The 25,320-nt window shown below is 42.5% G+C and carries 26 protein-coding genes and 1 pseudogene; 9 read left to right on the top strand and 18 right to left on the bottom strand.

Going from position 1 to position 25,320, the window contains the following annotated elements; translation table 11 throughout:
• Positions 1-197: 197 nt before the first annotated feature.
• From MH117_RS04415 to MH117_RS04405, 3 genes are all read right to left on the bottom strand, one after another.
• Positions 198-524 carry an AzlD domain-containing protein gene (locus tag MH117_RS04415; RefSeq protein ID WP_239327420.1) on the bottom strand — a complete coding sequence of 109 codons (327 nt, stop codon included), beginning with the start codon at positions 522-524 and terminating at the stop codon, positions 198-200.
• Positions 515-1,243: an AzlC family ABC transporter permease gene (locus MH117_RS04410; protein WP_239327419.1), complete on the bottom strand. Its 729-nt coding sequence runs from the start codon at positions 1,241-1,243 to the stop codon at positions 515-517. Before MH117_RS04410 ends, MH117_RS04415 begins: the two co-directional genes overlap by 10 nt.
• 80 nt (positions 1,244-1,323) lie before the next feature.
• A complete protein-coding gene (locus tag MH117_RS04405; protein WP_239327418.1) occupies positions 1,324-2,133 on the bottom strand; it encodes a TrmB family transcriptional regulator in 810 nt (269 codons plus the stop codon).
• Between the two features lie 369 nt (positions 2,134-2,502).
• Here MH117_RS04405 and MH117_RS04400 point away from each other — a divergent pair, with 369 nt between their 5' ends.
• From MH117_RS04400 to MH117_RS04390, 3 genes are read left to right on the top strand one after another with little or no spacing between them, the layout of a single operon-like run.
• A complete protein-coding gene (locus MH117_RS04400) occupies positions 2,503-2,760 on the top strand; it encodes a FeoA family protein (protein ID WP_239327417.1) in 258 nt (85 codons plus the stop codon).
• Complete coding sequence (locus MH117_RS04395) at positions 2,757-3,491, top strand: FeoB small GTPase domain-containing protein (protein ID WP_239327416.1); 735 nt, start codon at positions 2,757-2,759, stop codon at positions 3,489-3,491. Before MH117_RS04400 ends, MH117_RS04395 begins: the two co-directional genes overlap by 4 nt.
• Positions 3,469-4,875: a nucleoside recognition domain-containing protein gene (locus MH117_RS04390; protein WP_239327415.1), complete on the top strand. Its 1,407-nt coding sequence runs from the start codon at positions 3,469-3,471 to the stop codon at positions 4,873-4,875. The genes MH117_RS04395 and MH117_RS04390 overlap by 23 nt, the downstream gene beginning before the upstream one ends.
• Before the next feature lie 187 nt (positions 4,876-5,062).
• On the opposite strand, the gene MH117_RS04385 is transcribed toward MH117_RS04390, so the two are convergent.
• From MH117_RS04385 to MH117_RS04370, 4 genes are all read right to left on the bottom strand, one after another.
• Entirely contained in the window at positions 5,063-6,034 is a 972-nt protein-coding gene (locus MH117_RS04385) for an ETX/MTX2 family pore-forming toxin (RefSeq protein WP_239327414.1), read from the bottom strand.
• Positions 6,035-6,273: 239 nt separating this feature from the next.
• Entirely contained in the window at positions 6,274-7,833 is a 1,560-nt protein-coding gene (locus tag MH117_RS04380; protein WP_239327413.1) for a HAMP domain-containing sensor histidine kinase, read from the bottom strand.
• Positions 7,811-8,503 carry a response regulator transcription factor gene (locus MH117_RS04375; protein ID WP_239327412.1) on the bottom strand — a complete coding sequence of 231 codons (693 nt, stop codon included), beginning with the start codon at positions 8,501-8,503 and terminating at the stop codon, positions 7,811-7,813. The genes MH117_RS04380 and MH117_RS04375 overlap by 23 nt, the downstream gene beginning before the upstream one ends.
• A 340-nt stretch (positions 8,504-8,843) precedes the next feature.
• Positions 8,844-9,761, bottom strand: coding sequence for an SDR family oxidoreductase (locus MH117_RS04370; RefSeq protein ID WP_239327411.1), 918 nt, complete (start codon positions 9,759-9,761; stop codon positions 8,844-8,846).
• A 166-nt stretch (positions 9,762-9,927) separates the two neighbouring features.
• Here MH117_RS04370 and MH117_RS04365 point away from each other — a divergent pair, with 166 nt between their 5' ends.
• Entirely contained in the window at positions 9,928-10,563 is a 636-nt protein-coding gene (locus MH117_RS04365) for a TetR/AcrR family transcriptional regulator (protein ID WP_239327410.1), read from the top strand.
• A 173-nt stretch (positions 10,564-10,736) separates the two neighbouring features.
• Here MH117_RS04365 and MH117_RS04360 read toward each other — a convergent pair whose 3' ends face one another.
• Positions 10,737-11,252 carry an NAD(+) diphosphatase gene (locus MH117_RS04360; RefSeq protein WP_239327409.1) on the bottom strand — a complete coding sequence of 172 codons (516 nt, stop codon included), beginning with the start codon at positions 11,250-11,252 and terminating at the stop codon, positions 10,737-10,739.
• A 59-nt stretch (positions 11,253-11,311) separates the two neighbouring features.
• Complete coding sequence (locus tag MH117_RS04355) at positions 11,312-12,220, bottom strand: LysR family transcriptional regulator (RefSeq protein ID WP_239327408.1); 909 nt, start codon at positions 12,218-12,220, stop codon at positions 11,312-11,314.
• A 115-nt stretch (positions 12,221-12,335) separates the two neighbouring features.
• On the opposite strand from MH117_RS04355, the gene MH117_RS04350 reads away from it, so the two are divergent.
• Positions 12,336-12,953: a histidine phosphatase family protein gene (locus MH117_RS04350; RefSeq protein ID WP_239327407.1), complete on the top strand. Its 618-nt coding sequence runs from the start codon at positions 12,336-12,338 to the stop codon at positions 12,951-12,953.
• A gap of 688 nt (positions 12,954-13,641) precedes the next feature.
• Here MH117_RS04350 and MH117_RS04345 read toward each other — a convergent pair.
• Both MH117_RS04345 and MH117_RS04340 read right to left on the bottom strand, forming a co-directional pair.
• Positions 13,642-14,319: a DUF7002 family protein gene (locus MH117_RS04345; protein WP_239327406.1), complete on the bottom strand. Its 678-nt coding sequence runs from the start codon at positions 14,317-14,319 to the stop codon at positions 13,642-13,644.
• A gap of 153 nt (positions 14,320-14,472) precedes the next feature.
• The gene (locus MH117_RS04340; protein WP_239327405.1) at positions 14,473-15,063 is read right to left on the bottom strand and encodes a TetR/AcrR family transcriptional regulator; all 591 of its coding nucleotides are present in this window, start codon (positions 15,061-15,063) and stop codon (positions 14,473-14,475) included.
• Positions 15,064-15,187: 124 nt separating this feature from the next.
• On the opposite strand from MH117_RS04340, the gene MH117_RS04335 reads away from it, so the two are divergent.
• Complete coding sequence (locus MH117_RS04335) at positions 15,188-16,384, top strand: MFS transporter (protein ID WP_239327404.1); 1,197 nt, start codon at positions 15,188-15,190, stop codon at positions 16,382-16,384.
• A 198-nt stretch (positions 16,385-16,582) separates the two neighbouring features.
• Here MH117_RS04335 and MH117_RS04330 read toward each other — a convergent pair whose 3' ends face one another.
• From MH117_RS04330 to MH117_RS04305, 6 genes are all read right to left on the bottom strand, one after another.
• Positions 16,583-18,175: an ABC transporter substrate-binding protein gene (locus tag MH117_RS04330; protein ID WP_239327403.1), complete on the bottom strand. Its 1,593-nt coding sequence runs from the start codon at positions 18,173-18,175 to the stop codon at positions 16,583-16,585.
• 49 nt (positions 18,176-18,224) lie between these two features.
• Complete coding sequence (locus MH117_RS04325; RefSeq protein WP_239327402.1) at positions 18,225-18,923, bottom strand: ATP-binding cassette domain-containing protein; 699 nt, start codon at positions 18,921-18,923, stop codon at positions 18,225-18,227.
• 2 nt (positions 18,924-18,925) lie between these two features.
• Positions 18,926-19,720: an ATP-binding cassette domain-containing protein gene (locus tag MH117_RS04320; protein WP_239327401.1), complete on the bottom strand. Its 795-nt coding sequence runs from the start codon at positions 19,718-19,720 to the stop codon at positions 18,926-18,928.
• Between the two features lie 22 nt (positions 19,721-19,742).
• On the bottom strand, positions 19,743-20,519 hold the full coding sequence (locus tag MH117_RS04315) for an ABC transporter permease (RefSeq protein WP_239327400.1): 777 nt from the start codon (positions 20,517-20,519) through the stop codon (positions 19,743-19,745).
• Complete coding sequence (locus tag MH117_RS04310) at positions 20,516-21,460, bottom strand: ABC transporter permease (RefSeq protein WP_239327399.1); 945 nt, start codon at positions 21,458-21,460, stop codon at positions 20,516-20,518. The genes MH117_RS04315 and MH117_RS04310 overlap by 4 nt, the downstream gene beginning before the upstream one ends.
• Positions 21,461-21,585: 125 nt before the next feature.
• The gene (locus MH117_RS04305; protein WP_239327398.1) at positions 21,586-22,626 is read right to left on the bottom strand and encodes a helix-turn-helix transcriptional regulator; all 1,041 of its coding nucleotides are present in this window, start codon (positions 22,624-22,626) and stop codon (positions 21,586-21,588) included.
• A gap of 357 nt (positions 22,627-22,983) precedes the next feature.
• Between MH117_RS04305 and MH117_RS04300 the strand changes: the two are divergent.
• From MH117_RS04300 to MH117_RS04290, 3 genes and pseudogenes are all read left to right on the top strand, one after another.
• A pseudogene (locus MH117_RS04300) lies at positions 22,984-23,190 on the top strand (LysR family transcriptional regulator); the annotation flags it as partial.
• Between the two features lie 233 nt (positions 23,191-23,423).
• Positions 23,424-23,633, top strand: coding sequence for a hypothetical protein (locus MH117_RS04295; RefSeq protein ID WP_239327397.1), 210 nt, complete (start codon positions 23,424-23,426; stop codon positions 23,631-23,633).
• Between the two features lie 48 nt (positions 23,634-23,681).
• The gene (locus MH117_RS04290; protein ID WP_239327396.1) at positions 23,682-23,855 is read left to right on the top strand and encodes a hypothetical protein; all 174 of its coding nucleotides are present in this window, start codon (positions 23,682-23,684) and stop codon (positions 23,853-23,855) included.
• A gap of 229 nt (positions 23,856-24,084) precedes the next feature.
• Here the strand turns inward: MH117_RS04290 and MH117_RS04285 are convergent, their stop codons facing one another.
• The gene (locus tag MH117_RS04285) at positions 24,085-25,311 is read right to left on the bottom strand and encodes an MFS transporter (protein WP_239327395.1); all 1,227 of its coding nucleotides are present in this window, start codon (positions 25,309-25,311) and stop codon (positions 24,085-24,087) included.
• Between the last annotated feature and the right edge of the window lie 9 nt (positions 25,312-25,320).

Here is a 25,320-nt window from a genome sequence, read left to right as displayed (position 1 = left end):
AAGAGTTCCAAGTGAATATAGATCAAACTGAATTCCGAACCAATAAGAATTGTAACTTGCTAAACTGGTAAGTAAAATGTCTCTTAACTCTCTCTTTTCTAATCCACGAAATATGCACTTACTATAAACTAGTTATTCTTTCGTGCAAGGTCTGATGTATTAAAAGGTGTAGCTTGTCCAATTAATGAATTTACATTTTAAAACAAAAGACGTAAAACTATGATGGAAATAATTCCACCCAGAACAGTTCCCAGTAAACTACGTGTTTTTACCGCAATATAGAATGTAGGTATGGCTGCAAAAAATTCAAGGTTCGTAGTGAGGGATGTAATCTTTCCATCATGTGTAAATATCTCTTGTCCAATTAAAGCAGCAATAACAGAAATGGGCACAAAATTTAACCACCGCATTGCCCATTTTGGTAATTCGAAACGGCTTAGCACCATAAGAGGAACTACCCTTGGAATAAAGGTCACAAAAGCTGCCCCTAAAATAATCAAAAAAACTTCCCATCTTACTTCCATTTTTCAACCACCATTCCGATTGTTGAAGCAACAATTGTAGCAACAATAACGCCCATACTGCTAGACATCATAAAAGTACTACCTACAGCAATAACAACTGCTATACTTGCAACAACTATATCAAGTTTGATTTTATTTCGACCTAACATTGTCAACATAAGAATTCCAATAAACATAGCTGGCAAGGCAAATTCTAGACCGAATTTTTCAGGATTTGAAATCCATTGTGCCAAAAATGCCCCCGCTAGATTTGCTATAAGCCAATTGACATAAGCAGTTATGTTGAGGCCATGCATCCATTTTTCACTGATTTTCTTTTTTCTCGCAGTCTCGCTAATAGCGACACCGAATGTCTCATCCGTGAGTAGAGAACCTACCAGCATGTTCCGAAGTGGGGAAAGATGCCGGAAATAAGGTGCTAATGCTGCACTAAGTAAGATATGACGAAGATTAACAAAGAAAATAGTAATAATAATGGCCGTATGAGAACTGCTTGTTGCTATCATTCCAGCAGCAATAAACTGAGCTGAGCCAGCATAGAGAATTAATGACATCAGAGCTATTTCAGCTATACTTAACCCCGCGGTCTTTTGGATAACTCCAGCTGCTATTCCGATGCTTAAGTAACCCAGTAGCGTAGGGATACAGTCTTTTACCCCTTTGATAAAGCTTTCTTCATCTCTCTGAGACGAATTTATTTGGACGTTTGACAAACTCACTTTATTCCCTCCTTCTTCGCAAAAAATAGAAGCTAACACACTAACTACTACGAAAAAAATGAAAGAAAATACGGTTCAATTTATTTGAACCGTTTTCCAGTAACCACATGAAATAAATTAGGGTCGTTTTTCCAGAGGGCTTCTGTTTTCTCTGGACCAACTTCTTTAACTAATTCTGAGAACATAATGTCATGCCTGATGTATTCCATCGCAATTAATACAAGTGCTGGATCTTCTGTTTTTATGGCCCATGCAGGTGTATTTGCAGAAAAATTTGCAATTAATACTTCTTTATTGTCTCGTGCAACAATCGTTAATCGACCATTCATACGTTCCTCAGCTACTTTGGGAGTCATATAATTGTGATGGGTGGTTGCACCAAGCTCAATCTCAGGTGCCCCGAAAAGAATAGAAAAAACATGAATATCATCATGTACACGCCTATCTATCGCCCTTTTTATACATGAGACTTGTGGTTCCCAAATCGATAGCCATATTTCTTCTTCTGCTTTATCTATGATGTCAATCATTTCGGCTGCAACACGCTCATCACTGCTGATGCGGCGAACTGCATTTACTTCTTGTTCGCTTTCTAAAGCAGATAAATTCTTTTCAAGATACTCCATAGAATTTTCGAAGTTATTACGCAATCTGCGGATTAACTCTTTTGCTGGCAAGGGTGCATAGGTTACAGGATCAGAAGGTACGGTATAAACCGCACCTTTATCTATTAATTTTGCCAAAACTTCGTATATCGTTGAACGAGGTACACCTGACCTTTTACTTATTTCATATCCCGTAATGGGGTAGTTTTTTAAAAGCCCTATATATGCTTTACATTCATATTGCGAAAAGCCCCACTTCTGAAGTTCTTTATAAAGTTCTTCCATGATAACTCCTTTAGTAGTTAGTGTAGTACTCACTATAAAACAAAGCAAATTAGATGTCAAAGTTATTTAAGGCTCCCGATATTCAACAAACCATGTAAGTGGGTACTGACATATAAACGCCAATTAACAATTTACCATTAGCAGCGTGGTAGTCCTTTCAGACGCTCTTCAGACAATCAAACACAGCCAATTAGACTGTCAAATAACACTTAAGTTTTGCCCTTGCGAAAGATTTTGTTGTCATGGAAATACAATTGCCCTATACTAAATAACAAATTACTTCGTCTGTACATATACCATAATACAATTTTCTTTTTGCCCTAGGTAAACACTTTGTCTCTAAACTAACATGAAAGGGAGGATGCTCTTATGACAACAACATCAAGTCTATCTTTAGCTAATGCAAGCACAGGTCGTTATGTACGTTTGGAACGCATCGAAGTCCAGGGCGTGCTGCGCAGACGGCTGCTTGATCTCGGATTCGTGCCTGGCAACGTAATTGAAGTGCTCCAGAAGAGCCCACTCGGTGATCCAACCGCATTCCGAGTTAACAATACAACCATTGCACTGCGAATAGAAGAAAGCTCCCTTATCTACGGGCAATACGAGGAGGGGGATTTGCTATGAGACCTTACGCTGTAGCTCTGGCGGGCAATCCCAACACAGGAAAAAGTACACTTTTTAACACCCTGACAGGGCTTCGCCAACATACAGGCAATTGGGCCGGAAAGACAGTCGTGTCCGCTGAGGGTGAATTTATCCATAAGGATATATCCTTTCGAATGATCGATCTGCCTGGTACTTATTCCTTATACTCAAATTCCGCGGATGAGGAAGTGGCACGAGATTATATTATTTTTGAACAGCCTGATGTGACAATTGTTGTACTGGACGCTACCTCGTTGGAACGCAACCTGAATCTGGCACTCCAAGTGCTCGAGATGACTTCTCGTGTCGTTGTATGTATCAATCTGATCGATGAAGCAAAGAAGCTTGGCATTCGGGTAGATACCGACCAGATTGCAAGCCAGCTTGGTGTACCTGTTGTAGCCGTATCTGCTCGCAATAAGACTGGTATTGATACCTTGTTAGACAGGGTTGCTGAGGTCGCTTCGGGTCAAAATGTTCCTAGGCCTGTTCCCATTACTTATAACAACGACATTGAAAGCAAGATTGCTCAGTTGGAGCCGATGATCCGACAAACCTTAGGCGACAGATTTCCTGCTCGCTGGGTAGCTTTAAGACTATTGGATGAGGATGAGAGCTTAATCTCATCGTTAAGAGCAAAGCTTCAAGAGCAGCCTGTGATGGATCAGCAAAAGGAGGAGATCAGTTATGGACGCACCGCTTGCCACTAACACCACTGATCCGCTTGATTCCCTGCTCGGCGCAGCTCGCACGATTTCGCAAGGTGCTTCTATTCGGGATGAACTGGTTAGTGACATCTACAGCAAAAGCCGGGAAATCTGTAAATTGGCCGTCCAATATGAAGACAAAAAGAAACTGCAGAGCACTTATAAATTAGACAAAGTACTCACCTCTAAGATATGGGGCTACCCTATTATGTTTGCTATTTTAGGTGTAGTTTTCTGGATTACGATTACAGGGGCAAATGTCCCGTCAGGCTGGATCGCTGACTTCTTCGGGGTGATCGAGGGTTACTTAACAGCAGGCTTTCAAGCTGTTCATGCGCCCGCGTGGCTGCACGGCGTACTTGTACTCGGCTTCTTCCGTGGGACTGCGTGGGTAATAAGCGTAATGCTGCCGCCAATGGCAATCTTCTTCCCCGTGTTCGCCTTGTTGGAGAATTTCGGTTACTTACCACGTGTCGCTTTTAATATGGATCGACTGTTCAAAAAGTCAGGTGGCCATGGCAAACAAGCCCTGACGATGTCAATGGGATTTGGCTGTAATGCCGCAGCGATATTGTCTACTCGGATCATCGAGTCACCACGTGAGCGAATGCTCGCGATTCTGACGAACAACTTTGTGCCGTGCAATGGCCGCTGGCCTACACTGATCCTGCTATCTTCCTTGTTTATGGCCGCTGGAGTTGGCGGTGGACTGCAGTCATTAGCAACAGCGGGTGTTGTCATGGGAATGGTATTGTTTGGCATCGTCGTGACACTTACTGTGTCCTGGGTGATGTCTAAGACGGCACTGCGTGGTGTCCCTACCCATTACACGCTTGAATTGCCGCCTTACCGCAGGCCGCAAATTTGGAAGACCATCTTATTGTCGTCGCGTGACAAATCTTTGAATGTATTGACTCGTGCCGTCGTTGTAGCCGCCCCAGCTGGGGTAATCACGTGGATATTAGGGAACATATTTATCGGTGGTGACAGCATTCTGGCCCACATGGCTGGGTTCTTTGAGCCATTTGGTCACTTAATTGGACTAGACGGTTATATTATTATGGCCTTCTTGCTTGGTTTGCCTGCGAATGAGATCGTGCTTCCTATTTTATTAATGGGTTACATGTCTTCTGGTGCAATGGTGGATGCCGATGGACTCGATAACATCAAAGATATATTCCTCCAGCATGGCTGGACTTGGCTCACTGCTTTAAATATGATGCTGTTCTCATTGCTTCATTATCCATGCGGAACTACATTATTTAATATTTATAAAGAGACCAAAAGTGCGAAGTGGACGGTACTCTCAGCTGTAATTCCGCTAGGTATTGCCGTTGCGGTTACGTTTATTGTTGCTCAGACAGCAAGATTGCTTGGCTGGGTATAGTGAACCTGCAAACAAAACAGCCTCCTTGCAATAGCCAATTGGCTATTGCAAGGAGGCTGTTTTTGCTGTTCCGTTACTTCTTTAGTTAGTACAACTGGGCTTATATTCTCTACTCTATAAGCCTTATTTACATAGTAGCTCATAATCCATTTAACGCTTACGCTGTATCCAGCAACTATCTGTTCATTCAGTCCCCCAACAGCTTAAAATCCGTTTTCATCGTAAATGTGTTTACTCCTGTATACTTGCCAGAGACGGTTTCTTCTACCTTTTTACCTGGGTATTCAATGTCGAACGTAACCGTATAAGGAACATCAATGATCCCCTGTAATAAAATAGCAGACACTTCAATTGATTTGCGGGGCGGCAGGACAACCGGAACCTCTGTCGTTATTTCTTGTGTATCTTCTTGTGTGTTGGTTTCAGAATAAGTGCGCGAACCCTCGACCACAATTTCAACTTCTGACTCGCCTACCAAAGGCAAGCCTCCTTTAAATTTAACCGTTTCTGATATTTTGATCCCTCTTTCGCGCGTAAAACTGTACGTGTACCCTTTGGAAAAGGAAAGGGTCACTTTCTGGGTTTGCTCTGTATCCGTATGATTGCTAACGATTTGTTTGGAGGAAACTATGGGTACACTATTTAATATGATTGCCTTATCCATCTGAAAGTCCATTCGCTTCACACTGATTGTTTTTTTGTCTGGGACAAATACCCACAGCTCATTGGGCTGACCCTTAGACCACTCCCAAGTAACAAGGACATTCCCATCAGCATACGGGCCGTTCCCTGGAATATTCACCTTTTGTTCCCAGTCGACATAACTATTAATCGCGTTGTGAGTTCCTGTCACGTGATCATCCCGCCATACCATCAAGCCGTTTACGTCTGCTTCGGAGACGGATTCCAAGTAAAGTTTGGAACCGTTAGTGGCGTCCTTCCTTCCTATGCAGGTGCCTGTTGCCTTATTCACAAGCGCATATGCATTTGTGTCACCACTGCGTACCTGTCTTTTTTCCCACAGTTGATGGTCATTGCCATACTGCTGTGGAGATACATATAGCTTATCTTCTTTTTCGGACGCTGTGATGACTAATAACTTATTGTCATGTGTTCTTGCCTTTGACACAATTGTATTGTACTCAACCACATTTGACATATTATTAAAACCACCTTTCAACCTTTGTTAACATTTAATAAATCCACTATAAAAGTCAAATAAATTGGAGTTTGCTAAGATCTAATTAAGTATGAAACTGAAACCCACTTTATTTTGAGACAATCATTGGTACCACCTCCGACACGATCATCGAGCAGTTCGAACAATCTCAGAATAATCGGATCGTGTGGCAGCAGTGTGGCAAAATCCGAATCGAATTTATTTATTTTAAAAGCGTTTTATTGGACACAGTTTGAACGATGTACGATATTCATGTTCTCTGGAACTTTAGAAAGCAGAAGCTGAAATGTTGTTCCTTGGGGAGAGCTTTCTACCAAAATCAGTGTCCCGCTCATCGCCTCCGCCAACATTCGACTTATTGTAAGTCCAAGCCCTAGTCCATGCACCGCAGGCTTCTTGTTCTGACCCCGGTAATACCGTTCAAATATACGGAGCTGTTCACCAATAGGAATGCCTAAGCCGTTATCCTTAAACTGGACTTCATAATGTGTGCTTGAATACTCCGATAGAGAAATGGAAATTTTACCGTTGCTGCCGATCGCTTGCCGGCTATTATGTAGAAGATTGACGATAATTTGTTGAATACGGCCGGTATCCCCATACACCATTTGTGTTCGAGCAGGTATATCGAGTTGTATAACTAAGCTATCATCCTGATAGATCAGGCTCCAGTGATGGATGATATCACTCAACAGCTTGCCTAGATCAACAGCCTGTAAATGAATTCTAATGTTTCCGGAAATAAAAGAATTAAAATCAAGCAAATCTGATACCATCTGCTCCAGCCGCTTCGTTTCATTTAACGAAATATCCAGAAATTCGTCTGCTTCGCTAGAGGCAACGATTTGATCTCTGACTGCACGAGTAAGTCCTCGTATCGATGTGATCGGCGTTCGCAGTTCGTGGGTCACTCCGGCAATCAATTCTGCACGCAACTGCTCCAATTGTTCCAGTCTGGCTGCCATTACGTTGAAGTAAACTAGAAGATCGTAAATCTCCTGCTCTTTTACATGCTCCTGCAATAGCAACCGGTAGTCTCCTGCCTCGATTCGTTTAAACGCCTGCACAACCTCATGAATCGGTTTCGTTAATTTACGCAGCAATAAATAAAGGATCAACCAGCCAAGCAAACCCGATAAAAGCAGCAGCGAAATAATCAGTCCATACTGTTGGCTGATATCGGTAAGCTCCTTCTTGGCATAAGAAATAGCAATGGTCCCGATCACGGAATGGTGAACACGAACTGGGACAATAATTTGATAATAATAGTCGACCTCATTGATGATTACCGTATCTTCAAGTGGCGGCGGAAATGGAAATGCTGGATCATAACTTGAACCTTCACTGGTGTGCGTGTCTGGCCTATTTGCAGATGGGACTTGCTTACCTAGGTTATAGGGGGGTGGAGCAGGTTTTGCTCCTTTTGAGGAAGATGGACCCACTTTAACAGGGGCACTTTTATAGAACAAAATATCGCCTGCTTGATTAAATAGGGTTAAACCAAATTGTCCGGGCAGCTTATGGCGCCTTTGATTAAGATCAATCCACTCATAGAACTGGTCTGGCACAACCATGTTACCACGATCGGTGGTTACATATTGTGCTGCCTCCTGTGCAAAGCTCTGCACATGATGTAATCGACGAGTCAAGGCCTCATGTTTAAGCCATGCAATGGAAGAAATTCCGATAATAAGCAAACCTATACTTAACGTGATCACATAACGCACAGTCCAATACCGAAGCAAGGTGTTTCGACTAGCCGTTCTTGTTGTTGGCATAGAACTGATACCCCGTTCCCCGCAACGTCCGAATCTCGGCTTCTTCCGATGGCAAATGGATCAGCACTTGACGCAGACGTTTGATCGCGTGGTCCACAGCACGATCACTTCCATCGTAATCCATTCCCCATACGCGTTCGATCAATTGCTCACGGTGAAAAATTTGATTGGGATGTTCAGCAAGGAAAAGCAGCAAAGCTAAGTCTTTGGGAGTTATAGACAAACTAGCTCCATTCAAGTAAACCGTGCGGGTTTTGAAATCGATTCTAAGACTTCCATAATGCTTCTGATGTTCTGTAATTATAGTCTGTGGTGGCCTACGTAATACGGCTTGGACTCTGGCTACTACCTCTGCAGGCTCAAATGGCTTCGTAACGTAATCATCCGCGCCATTATTTAATCCACAAAGGCGGTCGCTTATATCTCCTTTAGCCGTGAGCATGATGACGGGACAGGCGTTTCTGCACCGTATCTCGTGCAAAATCTGCCATCCGTCCATCCCTGGCAGGATGATATCAAGTAAAATAAGTGCGGGCTGGATCAATTCCAACTGCTCAAGTGCCTCATTCCCCTGCGCAAAGACCACGCAGTTATAACCAGCCTTCTGGATATAGGCTGACAGAACTAGTGAAATAGCCATCTCGTCTTCAATAATCATAATGGTTTTCATCGTTAAGACTCCTTATAAAAGAGATGCTGAAGCAATCCTTGATCCTCTAGCTTGATCCCATCATAGCATTCACATTTTATTCCACATAGGGATGAATTTTTGGGCGATGTATGGTCATCATCCTCCCGATTTCTAGCATGTAGTAACGCAAAAAGGCATTACCAAAAGGATGTACCAAGAGGTGCACCCATTGATAATGCCCTACTGAATCGTATCACGCTTCAAACAGGTAAAGTGCGAAACTTTCTACTTCACACGTCTGACCTGTACCACGATGGCGCTCGTAATGCTGGCAGCGAATGACTATAAAGCAATCGATTCCTCCTCAGTTTTGCAGAACTTAGCTATGATGAGCCCGAGCCGCTTCTATATCCACCAAATGCCCAATGCCACGCTGCTCCATCGTACGAAATTGCAACTGCTTCGTAGCTTCATTTATAGGCGCAACACCGGGATCCATCCCAACAACGGTGCGTAATGGTCTTTCTCCCGCCGGAGTTTGAATCAGCTCTAACACTGCATCTGCGACCAATTGAGGATTGGTTGGCAAGTTGGGATCACGTGTGATCTGTTCAAACTCTTGTATGATCTGTTGAAATATCGGAATCATAAATTCATAAGCTGCTGCTCGATCTTGCTCTTGAGGAAGTTGATTATTATGTGCAAATTGTGTAGCGAATGCCCCAGGTTCGATAATGACGGAGTCTATTCCTAGATTAGACAGCTCATAACGCAGCGACTCTGCCATCGTTTCAACAGCAGACTTTGTTGAGCAATATAACCCGAAAAATGGGGAAATACATCGGGCTCCGATGGATGAAATCTGAACTAACAAGCCTGATTTTTGCGCACGCATGAAGGGTAATACGGCTTTATCCACCCGAAATGAACCAAGCAGATTTGTATTAAGCATATGTTCGTATTGTTCGATCGTAAACGCTTCTGAGGCCCCGAATGCGCCAATTCCTGCATTGTTTACAACAACATCTATACGACCCTCAATTGCTATTATTTCATTCACGGCTTGCTCCACCTGCACAGATGAAGTTACATCCACTTCAAGCACATAAACCTTCAAATTTGATTGTTCAGCCATACGTCTGTATTCATCTGCTTTATCAGCATTTTTCCCATGAATGTCTCGCATAGTGGCATACACCGTGTGCCCCGCCTTTGCCACAGTTGTTACAATTAGTTGCCCGAAACCACTGCTTACGCCCGTAATTAACACGATTTGATTAAAACTAGTTGCCTGCATCGTATACACTCCTCGTTTTACGTTTGGATATCGCTGCAGACAGCATAGCACACAACATATACAAAGTATACTAATTTTATATATTTAGTTTAATTAGTTCATTTTGTTTATTTGATTTCTATTGTAGGTTATAATTAGGTTACAAAGACATAAGGGTGATGTTACGATGACAACAGCGAATAAACGAGAGAAATATTTATATAAGATTATGCCTTACATGCGGAAGAACGGCCTCAGCACTTTAAAGATGGATGATATTGCAAAATATATGGATATCAGCAAAGCGACTTTATATAAACATTTCCAATCCAAAGAGGAAATTGTGGAGTCTGTCGTCTATCTATATACAAACTATATCCGTGGTCAAGAGGTGTCTGCCGATAACAGCACCACTTTTGTGCAGCAATTTCAGCATATTTCCGAGCAATCGTTAATGCTTGCTGCCTATGTATCGGATATTTTTCTACAAGATCTTCTCACCTTATTCCCTGCGCTGCATGAGAAGATTATGCTTGCACAAAAAGAACGCAATCAACAACTGAAGCAATTTTTTGTTGCGGGTATACAGGAGGGAGTTTTTAACCCTGTAAATTCCGACATTTTTATGATGCAAGATGAACTCGTTTTACGACGTTTGTTAGATCCCTCGTTTTCTATTCAATACGACATTACCATGAAGCGATCTATTCTTGATTTTTATCAAATGAAAGCTCACCAGATGATCAGTCCCACACATCTATCGGCGCTTGACGAGAATGCAATGGAAGTTATAGTTTCGACATTGATTCAAAAGCTGAACTAATCTATTCATGACATCACAATTACGTCATAGTAATGAAATCAATTCCTTCTATTCATACGATAGACAGCTTTCAATTAGGCTCATCCATACAAAACACCTTTAAGTTCTACGATTAATAGTCATTAGTCGCAGTTTCAACTTAAAGGTGTTTTAAGGTGTTCGCTGTTTTGAGCTCAGCTATTCAATTGCCTAGCATTTTCCGCTTCAACGTGTTCAAGAATCGTCAATAAGAAAGACTCTGCCATGCTTCCTTTCATAATCACCCTTCTGGCTTCATCAAAAGCAAACCACTGCGCATGATCAACTTCTGCATTTATTTGCATCCGCGTCTCATCATGTGTCACAGAAACGAAATTTAGCATCAAGGTATTAGAACGTTCGAAATAAAGGCTGCGCATGTACTTGTATGTTCCCACATCCAGCCCTACCTCTTCCTTCACCTCACGGATCAGCGTCTCTTCTGCTGATTCTCCGCGATTAACATAACCAGCCAGCAGGATATAATCCGCCATATTGTGTTGTCGGATCAGCAGCACCTTGGTCCGCTCTTTATTCAGTACAGCCGTACTAATTGCCGTACTAAAAATCGGAAAGCGAAATGTTTCACAAGTATGACAATACGGAATCAGTCCCTCGCTGTCACATTCCTTGGAAGCTAATTCAGTTCCACAAGCATAACAATACTTCATCTCTTATCCACCTTCATTTCTTTGAAATCAATCGTCCATTTTATTATACTATCCGCGGCTTAATAGAGATTAGTATCTAAATTATTGACAACTAAAGAAATGAAGTCATTAACATACATTTCCTGATGCTCTTTTTTTCTTGTGCCTAGTAATATAGAATTGGCTGAATAAATCCCCTGCACATCCACTCGAGCAAGAACCCCCTGCTCAAATAAAGGTTCAGCAACCAAAGAAGATACAAAGCTTACGCCATAACCCGCCCTTACGGCATGAATCGTTTCATTCACCCCGCTAAATTGCAATTCAATTCGAGGGAGGGCGACCTGTTGTTCCTGACATAGCTGAAATAATCTTTCTCGCGCAGCACTTCCCTCTTCTCTCATAATAAATGGTTCAGAAGCTATTTCTTTAAATGAAACTTTTTGTAAGGCATACTTATGTCCGGGGGCGACTACAAACATATACTCCCCCCTGTACAGCTCTTTTGATTCAAAAAAATCTGAATCGGTGAATGGCATTCCAATATTGCTATAAATCGCTATATCCGCATCAAAGTTAATTAATTTCTCAATCGCATCATGAGAATTGACTGTCGTAATATGAACTTCAACTGCGGAAAATTTTTGTTTGAATAAGGATGCCCACTTCGGAATTAGTAGACTCGTTGCAAAATAATTTCCCGCTATTCGTAACTTCCCTTCTGGATAGTTATGATGATCTTCAATCAAACGCCGCACCTGATCCTCTATTAAAAACAACTTTTCCAGTGGCTTAATCAGCTTGCTTCCTAACGGCGTAACCATTAGACCTCTTCCCTGAATTTTCAATAGTTGAATATCATTGTCTTTTTCAAATTTGCGTATTTGTGCCGAAATGGCCGGTTGACTGATATGCAGTATTTCAGAAGCTTTAGTTACGCTGCCAGTTAACGCAACATAATAAAATAGTCGCAGTACATGAAGGTTCAACTGCATCTCCACCTATATAATTTATTTATGTATATTAGATATTATATATTATTTAATTATGTATCTAAACCTTATACTAGATGTAGATTTACAACAGGGTATGGAGGAATTAAAGATGGAAACTACATTATATTTGACCCGTCATGGTCAAACCGAATGGAATCTAATGAAGAAGATGCAGGGGCATAAGGACTCCCCGCTTACACAAACTGGAGTTCGACAAGCCCAATGGTTAGGAGAGCGCTTGTCTGCCATTACATTTGATGCTGTCTATTGCAGCTCAAGTCACAGAGCGATAACTACCGCAAGTATTATATCCGGTTATCGACTAGATGAAATCATACAACTTGACACCTTAAAAGAAATCAACATGGGTTTGTGGGAAGGCCAACATATCGAACAAATCGCTCAAGACTTCACGACCTCATTTAGTCATTTTTTTCATAAACCTCATCTATATCAACCCACTGGTCAAGGAGAAAGCTACAGTGAATTAAGGCAAAGAACAATTCCTACGATCCAAGAGATTCTAGAAAAGCACAAAGGTCAACAGGTGCTTATTGTAACTCACCGGATTACCCTCAAAACGATTATGAGCTATTTTATGAATAAACAGCTGCATGAAATCGGGACCATGCCCGACATTCACCCAACTGCACTATGTAAAGTTACTATTCAGAATAATGTTCAGAACGTTGATTTATATGGTGATACCACACATTACCGGGAGTAATCGACGTTCGTTCGATTACTCTTTACTCACTTGCTAGCAAAATATTAATACTGTCTGTCTCTAGACTGGACAAAATCAAGCTACATCAAGTGAATCTAAATAAACTACTGCTTTCTCCAGTTCCTTTTAGAAAAATAAATACACACAATCAGCTCCATAGTACAGATAAATCATTTGATTCTGCTGTAAGAACTCTTTAAATGCTGTTCAAGCTCATCATATAATACGGCTTCATACATATCATTCGTCAAAATCGGCCATTACCTATTTAACTGTCATAGATTTTCTGGTGAAGTAAGCGGTAAATCCCCCGAGCAAAATCATAGCGCATCCAGAAATAAAAAATACGCCCCCCACTTGAAATGGTCCAGCAAGATAGGCCCCGATTGCCGGGGCAATAAAGCCAAATAAAACGGCCCAAGCTCCCAATGGTAAGCAAACAGGACAAATAAAACAGTAAAATCAAACTAACTACCCAAATCTGAAATAGCCTGTGCCGAAAACAAAGTGCGAAATGACTTATTTTGCAGCGGAAGAGAGACGCTGCCTCTCATCATTGCTCCCCCTTTCCTCCATAAATCAAATAGGTGCGACAAAAACACACATTGAGCCCAATATATAGGTAGGGACAGGAAGTCACGATACCTGTTCATAAACATAGGTCGGGATTGTTCAACGCATACAAAATTTAGGTTACTGGTAAAGGCTTTGTCAGATGTCCCCAGCATTCAGGTATAAATGTAAGATCCCCGGTGTACACAGCACGTATATAGGCAGACAAATTAAATACCTGACTTTCGACTAGTACTTCTTTGATTTCTGAGGCAGTTACAGGCACCTGTTTATGCATTCTTTTCTTAAAATCCTCTAAAGGCAAAAACAAATGTGGACTTTTTCTATACGTACAATGTTTAGGAAATCGTGGTGCACTTCCTGAGTCATATTTAGAAAGCTTCACTCTGCCCGCATGCGCTAATAATAACGAATATGCATCACATACCAGAATAACAAACTGTTCATCCGGTTCCCTTTTCTTATAGGTATCTATCATCTTCTGACAATCTTTCCATGTTGGCCAAAAAAATACATGGCGATCTAAGCATGCTCTAAATTGTTCTTGTGTGTAGGCAGGATCAATCATACTGTCAGGAATCCGTAGATGTGAATTCATAACCATCAGGTATCCCATATAGTTGATTTCCTTCAGTGCCAAGCGACGTTTACCGGCATTTTGCGGGTAAATGTGATTGCTGGAAAATAGTGCATCAAAATGAACAATAGCCGGTAGATTTCTCGCTCTTGTAAAATGATAAAGGAGCTTCCTGTTGTTAGATTTGGTGATCTCGGCAATAGTATCACTTGGCATTCTCTCTCCCCCCTTCTGATCGGATTTACCATTAGACAGGATGGGATAAAAGCCAATATTTCAAACCATAAGTGCAGCACAAAAAAATACTCATGCTGGTAATTTCATGTAGGGTGCAATTTGTTTGTCTTTCTGGCTGCCGTAATGATTTTTTTATTCGTTCACGGTATCCTTTTGAAGTATGTTCTCAACAATTTGTTTCACTGCTCTCTTCTTCTCAACTAGGTTCGTATCGTCCCAAGCAAAGATACCCTGATCCAACATAAAGTTAACCGCAGTTAATAAGAATTGGGCTGTTGCTTGCGGATGCTTCACTTTAAAAGCTCCCACTTTAGTTCCTTCCGCCAGTATACGTGACAGATAGGGTGTCATTTCATTAATTTTTTTAACTAGAAATTTCTGATGGATCCAAGCATTATTTTCATGATGAAGGAAATCCCCCACTTTCTGGTGGATTGGTTGAGGAAACAATATGGCGTTAACCTTTTCAAAGGGCGACATGTTTACATCCTGATCAATAGCTTTAACGGACGCCTCATGCTCGACCAAAGAGCGATTAATAAGCGCTAGCATGATCTCTTCTTTGGTTTTGAAATAGTAATAAAACGTGCCCTGCGCTACTCCAATTTTTTTGACGATATCGCTTACTGCTGTATGTTCAAAGCCCTTACGCGCAAATAACTCTAAAGCGACATCCATAATTTCCGCTTTTCGTTCTTCAGGATTTTTCGTTATTCTTGCCATTTAGATCCTTCTTTCAGTTGTTGTCATCATCCCATTTTCATATTAATAGTTGACTGACTCAAAGTCAATCATGTAAGATACATCATACTGACTGTTAGTCAGTCATATATAAAGGAGGATTACGATGAAATTACGTGTCATTTTGTATCTAATTGGATTTAGTGCTTTTATCGCTTCATTGGGACAAAATTTGTACAATCCATTACTCCTGCAAGTACAAGCAGAACTGCATACTACAAGCTATTTGGTTAGTCTATCCGTCTCTTTGTTTACGTTAGCTTTAGCCGTTATGCAGATTGTCTTCGGGCCTCTAGCTGATACAAAGGGGCGGAAAGCAGTTCTTATTCCCTCTCTTGTGCTGTATATTATCGCTTCTATCGGTTGTGCTTACGCTCCAACTATTGGTTATTTACTCTTCTTCCGTGTGCTGCAGGGGGTAGGTGCAGCTGCAGTTCCCGTCGTAGCGGCTGCAATTATCGGTGATTTATTTCGTGGAAAACAACTGTCGCAAGGCATGGCTACTTATCAATTATTGCTAATGCTCGCTCCTGCAATCGGCCCACTAGTAGGAGGTGTAATCGGGGAACAGTATGGATATGGCGCAACTTTTCTATTGTTGGCGGCAATCAGTCTCATGCTATTAATCGCTAACTTTATTTTATTACCAGAAACGAAACCTGCATTCACTCATTCAAAACAAAGCAATACCCAGCACTTTTCTTTAATCTTTAAAAACCCAGTGAGTTTGGTCATACTCCTATTTGGATTTTTTCAGTTCATGGTGTATTTTATTTATTTGACTTTTGTACCGCAAATATTAAACAATACTTACTTGTTTCAACCTGCCAAGACTGGTGTCATCCTGCTTATGATGTCTTGTTCCACCATTATTAGCATCAAGCTCGGTGGGTGGATGTTACACCGAATCGGAGCTCGAAAAAGTCTGGTCTATGGATTTGCCTTGCACGCCTTATCCGTTATTTTATTTGCGTTTACTGCACAGCTCTCGCTTTCTTTTCTCATTTTAGATGTTTGTCTGTTCGGCTTTTTTATGGGATTAACAGGTTCAATACCTACTACCCTGCTTACGGAGCTGTTTCCAGAAGAGCGTGCTACCGCAATTGGCGTGTACAATTTCATACGGTATTTAGGAATGGCTGCAGGTCCAATGATCGGTGTCCTGTTGTATGCTGGCAGCAGCATTATGCCGCTTTTTCTAACGTGTGGATTCGCTTTTGGGGCAGCCATCTTCTGGGGGGCACGGCTAATCACTAAATCTTCATCAAAAATTGGAAACGGGGTTCTGGACGCTGAACATTAACTTCATGCAGCAGGCTAACACATATTACCGGCCTACAATTAGTTTCCGTTATGTTTATAAACCATTAAAACAGAATAAAATAGACCGCCTCATTCACCTACTGGTGGAAACGGCGGTCTACCTACAATTATGTGCCTGTTAGATAATTTCGCTAATCATAACCATCCTTACCTGGTTGATCTGATACTCTTATTCTGCTTATTGGTTAGCAGCCGGTTTATGCACGCCTACCGGATTAAATCCATTTTCAAGTCCTCCGAACGTGTAATCCACAACTTTATCTGTACGATATAATATCAACTCTTTAGCATTAGTAAGGGGGACAACGATTACGTTGTCATTTAAGTAGTTTAAAATAAAATCATAACCTGAAGTAATCTTTGCTTCATCACGTGTATGTAATACTTCGGTTATACGCTTCTTCATATCAGCCACCTCTGGCAGTTTAGACATTGACGCTGTATGTGCAGTCTGATCTAACATAGGACCAACAAAATGATGAGGGTCCTCTGGCGATCCCTTTGCATTCCAGATTGTAATATCATATCTGCCTTCCACACAGTCCGTCCACCAGGTCATCACATCTGTGCCTTCCACATCAACCTGAAGTCCGACTTTCTTCAGTTGCCCTTGCAAAGCTGTAGCCAATTGCTTGTTAAACGTATCTCCTGTCTCATACGTGAACCGCAGCTTCTTCGGCTTGCCATTTAACTCTCGATAACCTGTTCCTTCGTTCAGCTTCCACCCCGCTTGATCCAATAGTGCTGCAGCCTGCTGGAGATCAAAGGCTCTTTTAGTTCGTAACCCCTGCTTAATATAAGGAATATTTCCATCAAACATCTGATCGGCTGGTGCCTCATTGCCGTAGGTTAATCCTTCTGCAAGCTCCTGCTTATTAACCGCGTATGCAATTGCTTCACGAACCCGTAGATCAGTTAAATTTTCGCTGGAAGCATTTATCGCCAATGCTCTAGTGTGGCTTCCCGTAGATGTCTTGCCTTTGACGCCAGCCATCGAAGTCGCTTGTTTAAATTCATCGTTCGTAATCATCGTGGAGCTGAAAATAACGTCAACCTCACCCGTCTGCAGTGCCTTCAGCCGTGTAGCTGAATCTGGCACATACTTCACCACGATCTGCTCATATGCAGGTTTATCTCCCCAATAGTCCTTGTTTTTCTTAAACGAGGTGTATTCGCCTTTCTTGAAAGAATCATGAATATAAGGTCCCGTTCCAATCGTGCCATTCATGGACTGATAGTTATCTTTAATAATGGATTTCGGAGACACAATGGCCAAATACTGTGTAGCAAAATCATGCAGTACAGGATAATAAGGTGCTTTGTACGTTATTTTGACGGTGTATTCATCAACAGCTTCCAACTTGTCGATTGTAGACACTGCTTTAAGGAACGAGGCATTGCCTTCATGCTGGTAATAGTCCAGATTAGCAATGACTGCTGCTGCATTTAATGCTTCTCCATCATGAAACTTTACCCCTTGCCTTACCTTAAATGTAAGCTCTGTTCCGGACTCATTAAATTTCCATTCGGTTGCGAGTCCTGGCTTGATCTCCCCATTCTCGTAACGGACAAGCATATCATATACAAGCTGGATCAACGGTTTATTATGCATGTCTGTCATAGTAGGATAAAAGTTGCTCAGTTCTCCGATATATCCAATGACTAGCGTATCTTTATCCTGTTTAGATCCGTTAGTAGAACACGCGCTTAACACAATTATTAAACAGAGAAAAGCAGCAACTATCCGAATACGAAAAAAGTTGGTTTTCATCTTAATCTCCTTTTATTTAGCTTGATTGATATGTGTTCTGTTGTGCTTACTAGGCGTGCACGGCAGATTGCATTTGCTCCATTTTGACACCTTCGGCTGTCAAACGGCCTTTTTCTATTAGTAAACATCTGTCTGCTAGTCGATAAGCACTGTAAGGATCATGCGTAATCAATAGATAAGAACAGCCATAATACTTCCGATAATCGTCTAAAGTAGCCAAAACGGCATCACTTGACACGGTATCCAAGCCGCTCAGCACTTCATCGAGTATTAAATAACGTGGTTTAACCGACAATGCTCTTAACAGTGACACTCTGCGCTGTTGCCCGCCACTGAGTGATCGCACCGGTACTTGGAGAATGGCCTTCTCCAGATTAAACCGTTCCATCAGTGCTTCAATCTCTCTTCTGCGCTCCCGCGGAGTTTTATCGGTCAGATTCAATAACGCTTCTTCCATATTCCGATACGCGGACAACCGAGGATTCAGCGTGCCAGAAGCATCCTGAAATACACCTTGTATAACTTTACGATAGGAACGCCATGCCTTGGGACTCAACCCAACTAGATTAATTCCATCTAGTACAATCTCTCCCGATACAGGACGCTCCAATCCTAGCAGCAGACGGGCTAGTGTGCTCTTCCCACTGCCGCTGCTGCCCATAATTGCAATATTCTCGCCTTCACGCCAGTGAAAGGTAATTTCATTTAACACCTTTAACGATAAACGTTGATGCTGAGCATAACTCATGCTTAACTTTGATACTTGGATTTCTCCCATAACCAGTATCCTTTCTCCTGCTGCGCAACACTGCGTGCAAACTGTGAAGTCCAGATATGCCGTGGCTGATCAAGCAATTGTTTCATCGTTCCTTGTTCCACAAACTCGCCATTGTACAAGACGTGTACTTGATCGCAAATGCGTTCCAGCACCTCAACATCGTGCGACACAATTAGGAGTCCTGACGTCTGTTTGAAGGCCAGCAACAGCTGAATCACAGCCGCCCGATTGTCAGGATCTAATGCAGCCGTTGGCTCATCGGCCAACATGTAGGGCGGATTCAGGCCGAACAGAATCGCAAGCGCAACTCGCTGCAGCATACCGCCGGACAGTTCTCCTGGTCGGCTCCGCATCACACGTTCAACCTCGGAAAGTTGGACCTGTCTTAACTTCAACTGTGCAAGCTGTGCCGCGTCCAATCGGTTCAGGCCAAGCCGTTTGCGGAATACAGCTTGAATTTGGCTGCCTATACGAAGTCGTGAGTCAAATGCCGTCATTGGCAGCTGCGGAATAAAGCCTATCGACTTGCCAGCCACCTTTCTTCTGTCAACTGCAGCAAGTGCAGCCAGGTCGCATCCATCTAATATCATATTTCCACTATCCAGCGTACATTCTTTACCTAATACGCCCATTGTCGCCTTTAATAAAGTGGTCTTCCCAGATCCGCTTTCTCCCGTCACACCTATGGCTGTCCCACGCTGCACGTGACAAGTAATTTCGTGTAACAATCTTTTTCCATCAGCAGCAGACACACCGATTCGATTCAAGCTTAATATCGCCCATCCACTCCTACTTCAGCTCTTCTCCCAATACATTAAAGGCAAATGCGCACATAAAAATAAAAACCAGCGGATACAACATTAAATCTGGACGCAGCATCGCAACTTCCCGGCCATTTAGCATCATAGCGCCCCAGTCAATGCCATTCTGTTCAAGTCCTAACCCAATAAAAGAAAAGCCACTAATCATCAAAATCATATCCGAGCTGATCAAACTAAGCAGAACGGCAGCGTCCCGAACCAAGTTAGGCGGCAAGTGCCAGAACATAATACGCAAACGAGTTGCCCCAGCTGCTGCTGCACAATATACGTACGCTTTCTCTCGTTCCAGCTCCGTTTTCGCCTTCACAAGCTTGATGAGACTAACAAGTGATGCGATGGATAATGAAACGACTACCGTGTACAAACCACTTCCCCAAGCCCCAATCCAAACGATCAGGTACACAATCGGTGGGAACGAAGCAAACACATTTAATAAACTGTCCCCCAGCCAACGCAGTCTCCCACGCCAAAATCCGAATGCGATACCTATCGGCATCCCTACGATTATAGTTGTCAACCATGTCAGCAGCACAATGCCAAGAGTCGTCTTGCCTCCATACAATACCCTTGACAACACACAGCGGCCCATCGAATCGGTACCAAACGGATACTCCGCACTAGGAGGTAGCAGCCGCTTGCCGATATCAACCAAGTGGGGATCATGTGGTGCCAACATATAAGCAAATGCGCATACTAACAATACGAGCACAGCTGTACTGATTCGTAGCTTTTGCCAGCCGCTCATTCCCTGTTCCCCCTTATCGCATCTCGATTGAGCCACAGCCGAGCTGCGTCTGACATCCGGCTCGTCAGCATAAAGACTGCTGCAAGCAGCAGAATCGAAAAGTGAATCATCGGGGCATCACGGTTAATTACACTTGTGATAATGACATTGCCGATCCCAGGTACAGAAAAGATTTGTTCAATAATAGTTGCCCCTGCCACCGTAAATCCAATGCTCTGCATAAAGTTAGGCAGCAGAGCAAGGAGCACGTGCGGCATACCGTGGCGGAACAAAATATAGTTCTCATTCAGCCCTTGACAGCGCGCATACATCACATAATCTTCTTCCATCTCCTTGACCAGCAGGCCAGTAAGCAATCGTCCATAGAAAGCAGCCATCGGAACAGCCAGGCAGAACGCCGGGTGCCATACCTTCAGCAAGCTCTCGTCGCCCACAACCGATATCCAATGCAGCTTAACTGCAACAATATCCAGGTAAACAGTAGCCAGATAGAAGCCTGGTATCGAGATGCATGCAATCGTGATTACTCTAACCACAACGCCAGACCATCGATGGCGCAGCATGTAGCCAGCACATCCAAGTATGATCGCTCCCACTGCTTGGAGTACGGCGGATAAGGCCACGATGCGGAATGTGAACGGTATCGTAGCAATAAATTGGTCCAGTACCGGCTTGTTATTCATTAGCGACTTGCCAAAGTCAAAATGAAGTGCATGATTCAGCCAAGTTGCGTATTGAACACCTAATGGGCCATCTAATCCCAACTCTTTTCTTAGCTCTGCAATCATGTCTGATGATGGTTGGAGCGTATTTCTAATGGCAAATGCTTCTGCGGGATCAATAGGTGATACACGCATTAGCAGGAAGGATAGTATACTTACGACAAGCAGAGTAAAAACAATGTCTACCGCTCCCTTGACCATCCGATGGCTAAGCATCATGCTGGACCCCCCTTGCCTCTCGACACATTCAGACAAAACATCCCCCAATATGCTGTCATTCGAAAACCGGATACACCATCACTATAACGGAGGATGATATTTAATTGTTGTGCAGCACGCACCATTTATGTTGCATGCGTACTTGTTTGAGGATGAAATCGTTTTAATTTGGATTTACGATACTGCAAGGGGGTCAAGCCGAACTCGCGTTTAAAGGCGTTGCAGAAGTTACTGGCATTGGAGTATCCCACATCCAGCGCGATATCCTGGATAGATTTATTTAAGTTGGCCAGCATAGCGGTAGCATTTTGCATACATGTTTTGCGGTAATGGACATAGATGGTTTGACCAAATATCAACTTGTAGCCTTTGGTCAGCTTGTTCCGACTGATGGCCAGCTCCTTGGACAATTCTGTCAACGTCGGTGGATTTCCAAGTGTCTCCATCAACTTGTCATGACCAAGCCGGATCTGACGGATCTCATAATCATCCAGCAAAAATGTTGCCATATCTTCCTGTCTAGGCAGTTCGACGGCTAGCAGGAGAGATAGCAGTTCCATGACTTTGCCTTCATAATAAAGAATCTTTGATTTCTCCGGGAAACGGCAATTGTAGATACGATTAAAGATCTCGATTATATCGGCACTTGCTTGCACCCCTATAAAGTAGCGTTGGCGGGTGGCATTATCGAGTCTGTGGATGGCTTGCTCCCATAAGACACTACCACTGCTTCCAAATAGCAAAGACATCTGCTCTGAATCCGCAGTTAGCGATACACTTTGATACCGTTGGCCTCCATAATGACGTGTACAGCCTCGCATGTCGCAGGATTTGGATAACGATAGGCTGCTGCTCTTGAAATGAACCAAATTTTCTCCCTGCTCCTGCAGCTCCAGTTCCCCATCTATACAATAGGAAAGTCCAAAATAATCTCGTTTCATCTCATATTCAAAGATGACGTCATCATGAAAGGTAACATCATATAACATAAGCGTTGCACAATTCAGTACACGATAGACTTCAACTCTCCCTGTGCCCCATCTTTCCAACATTTCATAATGTACAGTACGGATATGACCATAATCTTCTCGGTAACGCTGTATGGCCATCCGTCTTATCGTCTCTTCAAATCGCTCAGGACTATCAACAAAAAAATGATGTCTCATGTTCACATCCCTTTCCATCGCTAATATATATCTATAATAACAATGATAATCATTATCAATGTTATTATAACTAAAATATTGCCATATGGAAATATAAAACATCGGGATCCGTCCTTTACATTCTCGCACGTATGAAGTGATGCCACGTCACAAGCTCCACTGAAGATCAAAACCGACTATTTACACACGCAGGCCCCCTCTAACTCGTAGCCTATGCAGCATAAACAAGCCCCTGCGGCATCTAAGCCACAGAGGCTTGTTCGTAAAACCCTGCAGTTGTGTTAGTTCTCTTTTATTGGAGATCAGGAATCCTTATACTTAATAGGAGCATCAATCAGTGGAGCGAAGGGAAATATCATGGACATACGTAAATTAAAGTACTTTATTGCAATTGCAGAAGAACTTCATTTTAACCATGCTGCGGAGAGATTAAATATGACCCAGCCACCTCTTACTCAGCAAATTCAAGCCTTGGAAAATGAGCTCGGCGTACAGTTGTTTGAGCGTTCCAAGAGGCAAGTCCAGCTTACACACGCCGGAGTCGTATTCTTGGAGGAAGCAAGACTGTCTAATGTTACATATCGTTAGGTATGTTGAATCATTTTACTTTTATCTCTTCATTTGCCAATATAACTATGTTAATATTCATATTGTAATTAAAATAAGTACAAAAGGATGATATTGTTATCCACACAGATTTGTCTATAGATAATAATGCTCTTTCTACATCTGCAGTTTATGGTCAATGGACTTATTATTGGTGGGGATATGATCGCAACTTTAATAACCAATAAACTTTGCAAACCATCGACTACTATAATACTGTAGCTGCTGGAGGGGCTATTATTACAGGTGCCACTGCATGGTTGCCTCCAGTATCGGGATTTACGGGGGCTACATCTGGATACTTTTACTTAGTGGCTACACGGTTTAATGCCAATAACAAAGGAAATGGAGTTTACGCAGCAGTAACGTGGTTGGCGATATTTGATATCGAACCACTATGAGTTTGATATCAAACCTTAATAAGTATGGAAAAAGCAAGGAGGAACATTATGAATACACTGTCAACTGTACTAGCAGTACTTATCATTTTGATCTCTATTGCATATCCAATTTTTTATTGGAAAAAGAAGAAAAACAACACACATCTACAAGTTGGATATAAAATCACTTTTGTTATCGTTTTTGTTTTACTTGCCGTTGTTGTGTTTAATTTACTTGCTTGACAAAAGACTAAGGCAGGATTTTCTCTAACATTGTCTTTGTGACCCACACATAATTCGGGAGTGACGGCATAGGATTTTTGACACATTAGATTTCTATGAATTTAGCATATACAATAAGATGAATTCACCTTTATGAATGAAAAGTCCCCTCGGAAAGTGGTTATGCTCCTTGGGGACTTTACTGTTTATTCAATCTCAAACACCATATATATTCCCTATTATTTACACATCACACCTCTACTGCTGCCACCGGCGGTTTAATCTCCTCAGCAACCTCCCGATTGATGAGCATGGCAGCCAGCAGACCAACGCACAGTATACATGCCAGCAGGATAAATGTAATCAGATAGCTGCCGCTCTTCATGAAATAAAGCGATATGATCGGACCAAAGCTTGTGCCTGTAAACAATATAAACGTATAAACGGATACCGCTATCCCCCGCATCTTCCCTCCCAGTTGACCAACGAGCGATACAAGCGATGGCACAGCAATGGCAATGCCTGACACAAAGACGATGCTCATGATTACAAGCAGCGGCAAATTCGAAATCATCCCCATAGAGGCTAATCCTATGATGGCTAACAGCAGCCCTACACGCAGCGTGACACGTATACCAAGATGCTTGGATATTCTTCCAGCGAATGGAGAGACGAGCATACCTAAAATGCCAATGGTTCGGACATACAGGATCTCTTGCTTGCTCAGTTCAAATGGAGCTTGACTTAAATAACTGCCCAACACCGTATACATGCTTACAAAAGACATAAGCAGTACAAATGCTACTAAATAACACAGTACCAGTTGTTTCTGGATAAATACGCTGCCGATTTGCTTAATTGGTTCCCAGATATTAGCATGAGCTTGATGAACGCCTCCCTTTGGTAGGAAGAAGAACACTAAGACAGCAGTTAATACGTATACAACTGCAAGTACATAAAAGACTGCGTTCCATCCATACTGCTCGCTAACCACGCTGCTGAACACTTGCCCTACTATCCCTGCTACCAAAAATCCTGTACTGATAAACCCGATAGTCGTAACCCGTTTTTCCGCAGGATACATTTCTACAGCATAGGCAAGAGCGACTGGGGAGAACGTGGCTGCTGCTGCCCCTTGCAGTCCTCTTAGAATGAGAATCCATGCAAATTGATCAACAAATCCAAGGAGTAACGAGATCATAGTTAGAAAAAGCAGTCCCACAAATATGACGGCTTTCCGTCCGTATTTGTCGGACAGCGCCCCATAGATCAAGCAGCCGATCGCAAAGCCAATCGAAAAGGTGCTGCCCGCAGCCGCAGCCTGTGTTGGCGATATACTGTAAAGCTGTGCGAACACAGAAATAAGTGGAATCGTGACGTACAAACTGGACATGACGGCAAGGCCAGACCAGCATAGTATGATGGTCATAAGCGAATAATTTCTGTTTGAAGCCGATGCATTTGTAAGGTTATTCATGTTACACCT

The sequence above is a fragment of the Paenibacillus sp. ACRRX genome, assembly GCF_022346885.1.
GTDB lineage: Bacteria > Bacillota > Bacilli > Paenibacillales > Paenibacillaceae > Paenibacillus_B.
The sequence above is the reverse complement of the archived record's forward strand: the minus strand, read 5'-3'. Positions and strand labels throughout refer to the sequence as shown.

Excerpts from the sequence above, each read along its gene's own strand:
- MH117_RS04325 (WP_239327402.1), bottom strand. The coding sequence starts at position 18,923 with ATGAGTTATGCTCAGCATCAACGTTTATCGTTAAAGGTGTTAAATGAA.
- MH117_RS04400 (WP_239327417.1), top strand. The coding sequence starts at position 2,503 with ATGACAACAACATCAAGTCTATCTTTAGCTAATGCAAGCACAGGTCGT.
- MH117_RS04350 (WP_239327407.1), top strand. The coding sequence starts at position 12,336 with ATGGAAACTACATTATATTTGACCCGTCATGGTCAAACCGAATGGAAT.
- MH117_RS04370 (WP_239327411.1), bottom strand. The coding sequence starts at position 9,761 with ATGCAGGCAACTAGTTTTAATCAAATCGTGTTAATTACGGGCGTAAGC.
- MH117_RS04290 (WP_239327396.1), top strand. The coding sequence starts at position 23,682 with ATGAATACACTGTCAACTGTACTAGCAGTACTTATCATTTTGATCTCT.
- MH117_RS04375 (WP_239327412.1), bottom strand. The coding sequence starts at position 8,503 with ATGAAAACCATTATGATTATTGAAGACGAGATGGCTATTTCACTAGTT.
- MH117_RS04380 (WP_239327413.1), bottom strand. The coding sequence starts at position 7,833 with ATGCCAACAACAAGAACGGCTAGTCGAAACACCTTGCTTCGGTATTGG.
- MH117_RS04330 (WP_239327403.1), bottom strand. The coding sequence starts at position 18,175 with ATGAAAACCAACTTTTTTCGTATTCGGATAGTTGCTGCTTTTCTCTGT.
- MH117_RS04390 (WP_239327415.1), top strand. The coding sequence starts at position 3,469 with ATGGACGCACCGCTTGCCACTAACACCACTGATCCGCTTGATTCCCTG.
- MH117_RS04365 (WP_239327410.1), top strand. The coding sequence starts at position 9,928 with ATGACAACAGCGAATAAACGAGAGAAATATTTATATAAGATTATGCCT.
- MH117_RS04315 (WP_239327400.1), bottom strand. The coding sequence starts at position 20,519 with ATGAGCGGCTGGCAAAAGCTACGAATCAGTACAGCTGTGCTCGTATTG.
- MH117_RS04385 (WP_239327414.1), bottom strand. The coding sequence starts at position 6,034 with ATGTCAAATGTGGTTGAGTACAATACAATTGTGTCAAAGGCAAGAACA.
- MH117_RS04305 (WP_239327398.1), bottom strand. The coding sequence starts at position 22,626 with ATGAGACATCATTTTTTTGTTGATAGTCCTGAGCGATTTGAAGAGACG.
- MH117_RS04360 (WP_239327409.1), bottom strand. The coding sequence starts at position 11,252 with ATGAAGTATTGTTATGCTTGTGGAACTGAATTAGCTTCCAAGGAATGT.
- MH117_RS04405 (WP_239327418.1), bottom strand. The coding sequence starts at position 2,133 with ATGGAAGAACTTTATAAAGAACTTCAGAAGTGGGGCTTTTCGCAATAT.
- MH117_RS04285 (WP_239327395.1), bottom strand. The coding sequence starts at position 25,311 with ATGAATAACCTTACAAATGCATCGGCTTCAAACAGAAATTATTCGCTT.
- MH117_RS04310 (WP_239327399.1), bottom strand. The coding sequence starts at position 21,460 with ATGATGCTTAGCCATCGGATGGTCAAGGGAGCGGTAGACATTGTTTTT.
- MH117_RS04335 (WP_239327404.1), top strand. The coding sequence starts at position 15,188 with ATGAAATTACGTGTCATTTTGTATCTAATTGGATTTAGTGCTTTTATC.
- MH117_RS04395 (WP_239327416.1), top strand. The coding sequence starts at position 2,757 with ATGAGACCTTACGCTGTAGCTCTGGCGGGCAATCCCAACACAGGAAAA.
- MH117_RS04415 (WP_239327420.1), bottom strand. The coding sequence starts at position 524 with ATGGAAGTAAGATGGGAAGTTTTTTTGATTATTTTAGGGGCAGCTTTT.
- MH117_RS04345 (WP_239327406.1), bottom strand. The coding sequence starts at position 14,319 with ATGCCAAGTGATACTATTGCCGAGATCACCAAATCTAACAACAGGAAG.
- MH117_RS04340 (WP_239327405.1), bottom strand. The coding sequence starts at position 15,063 with ATGGCAAGAATAACGAAAAATCCTGAAGAACGAAAAGCGGAAATTATG.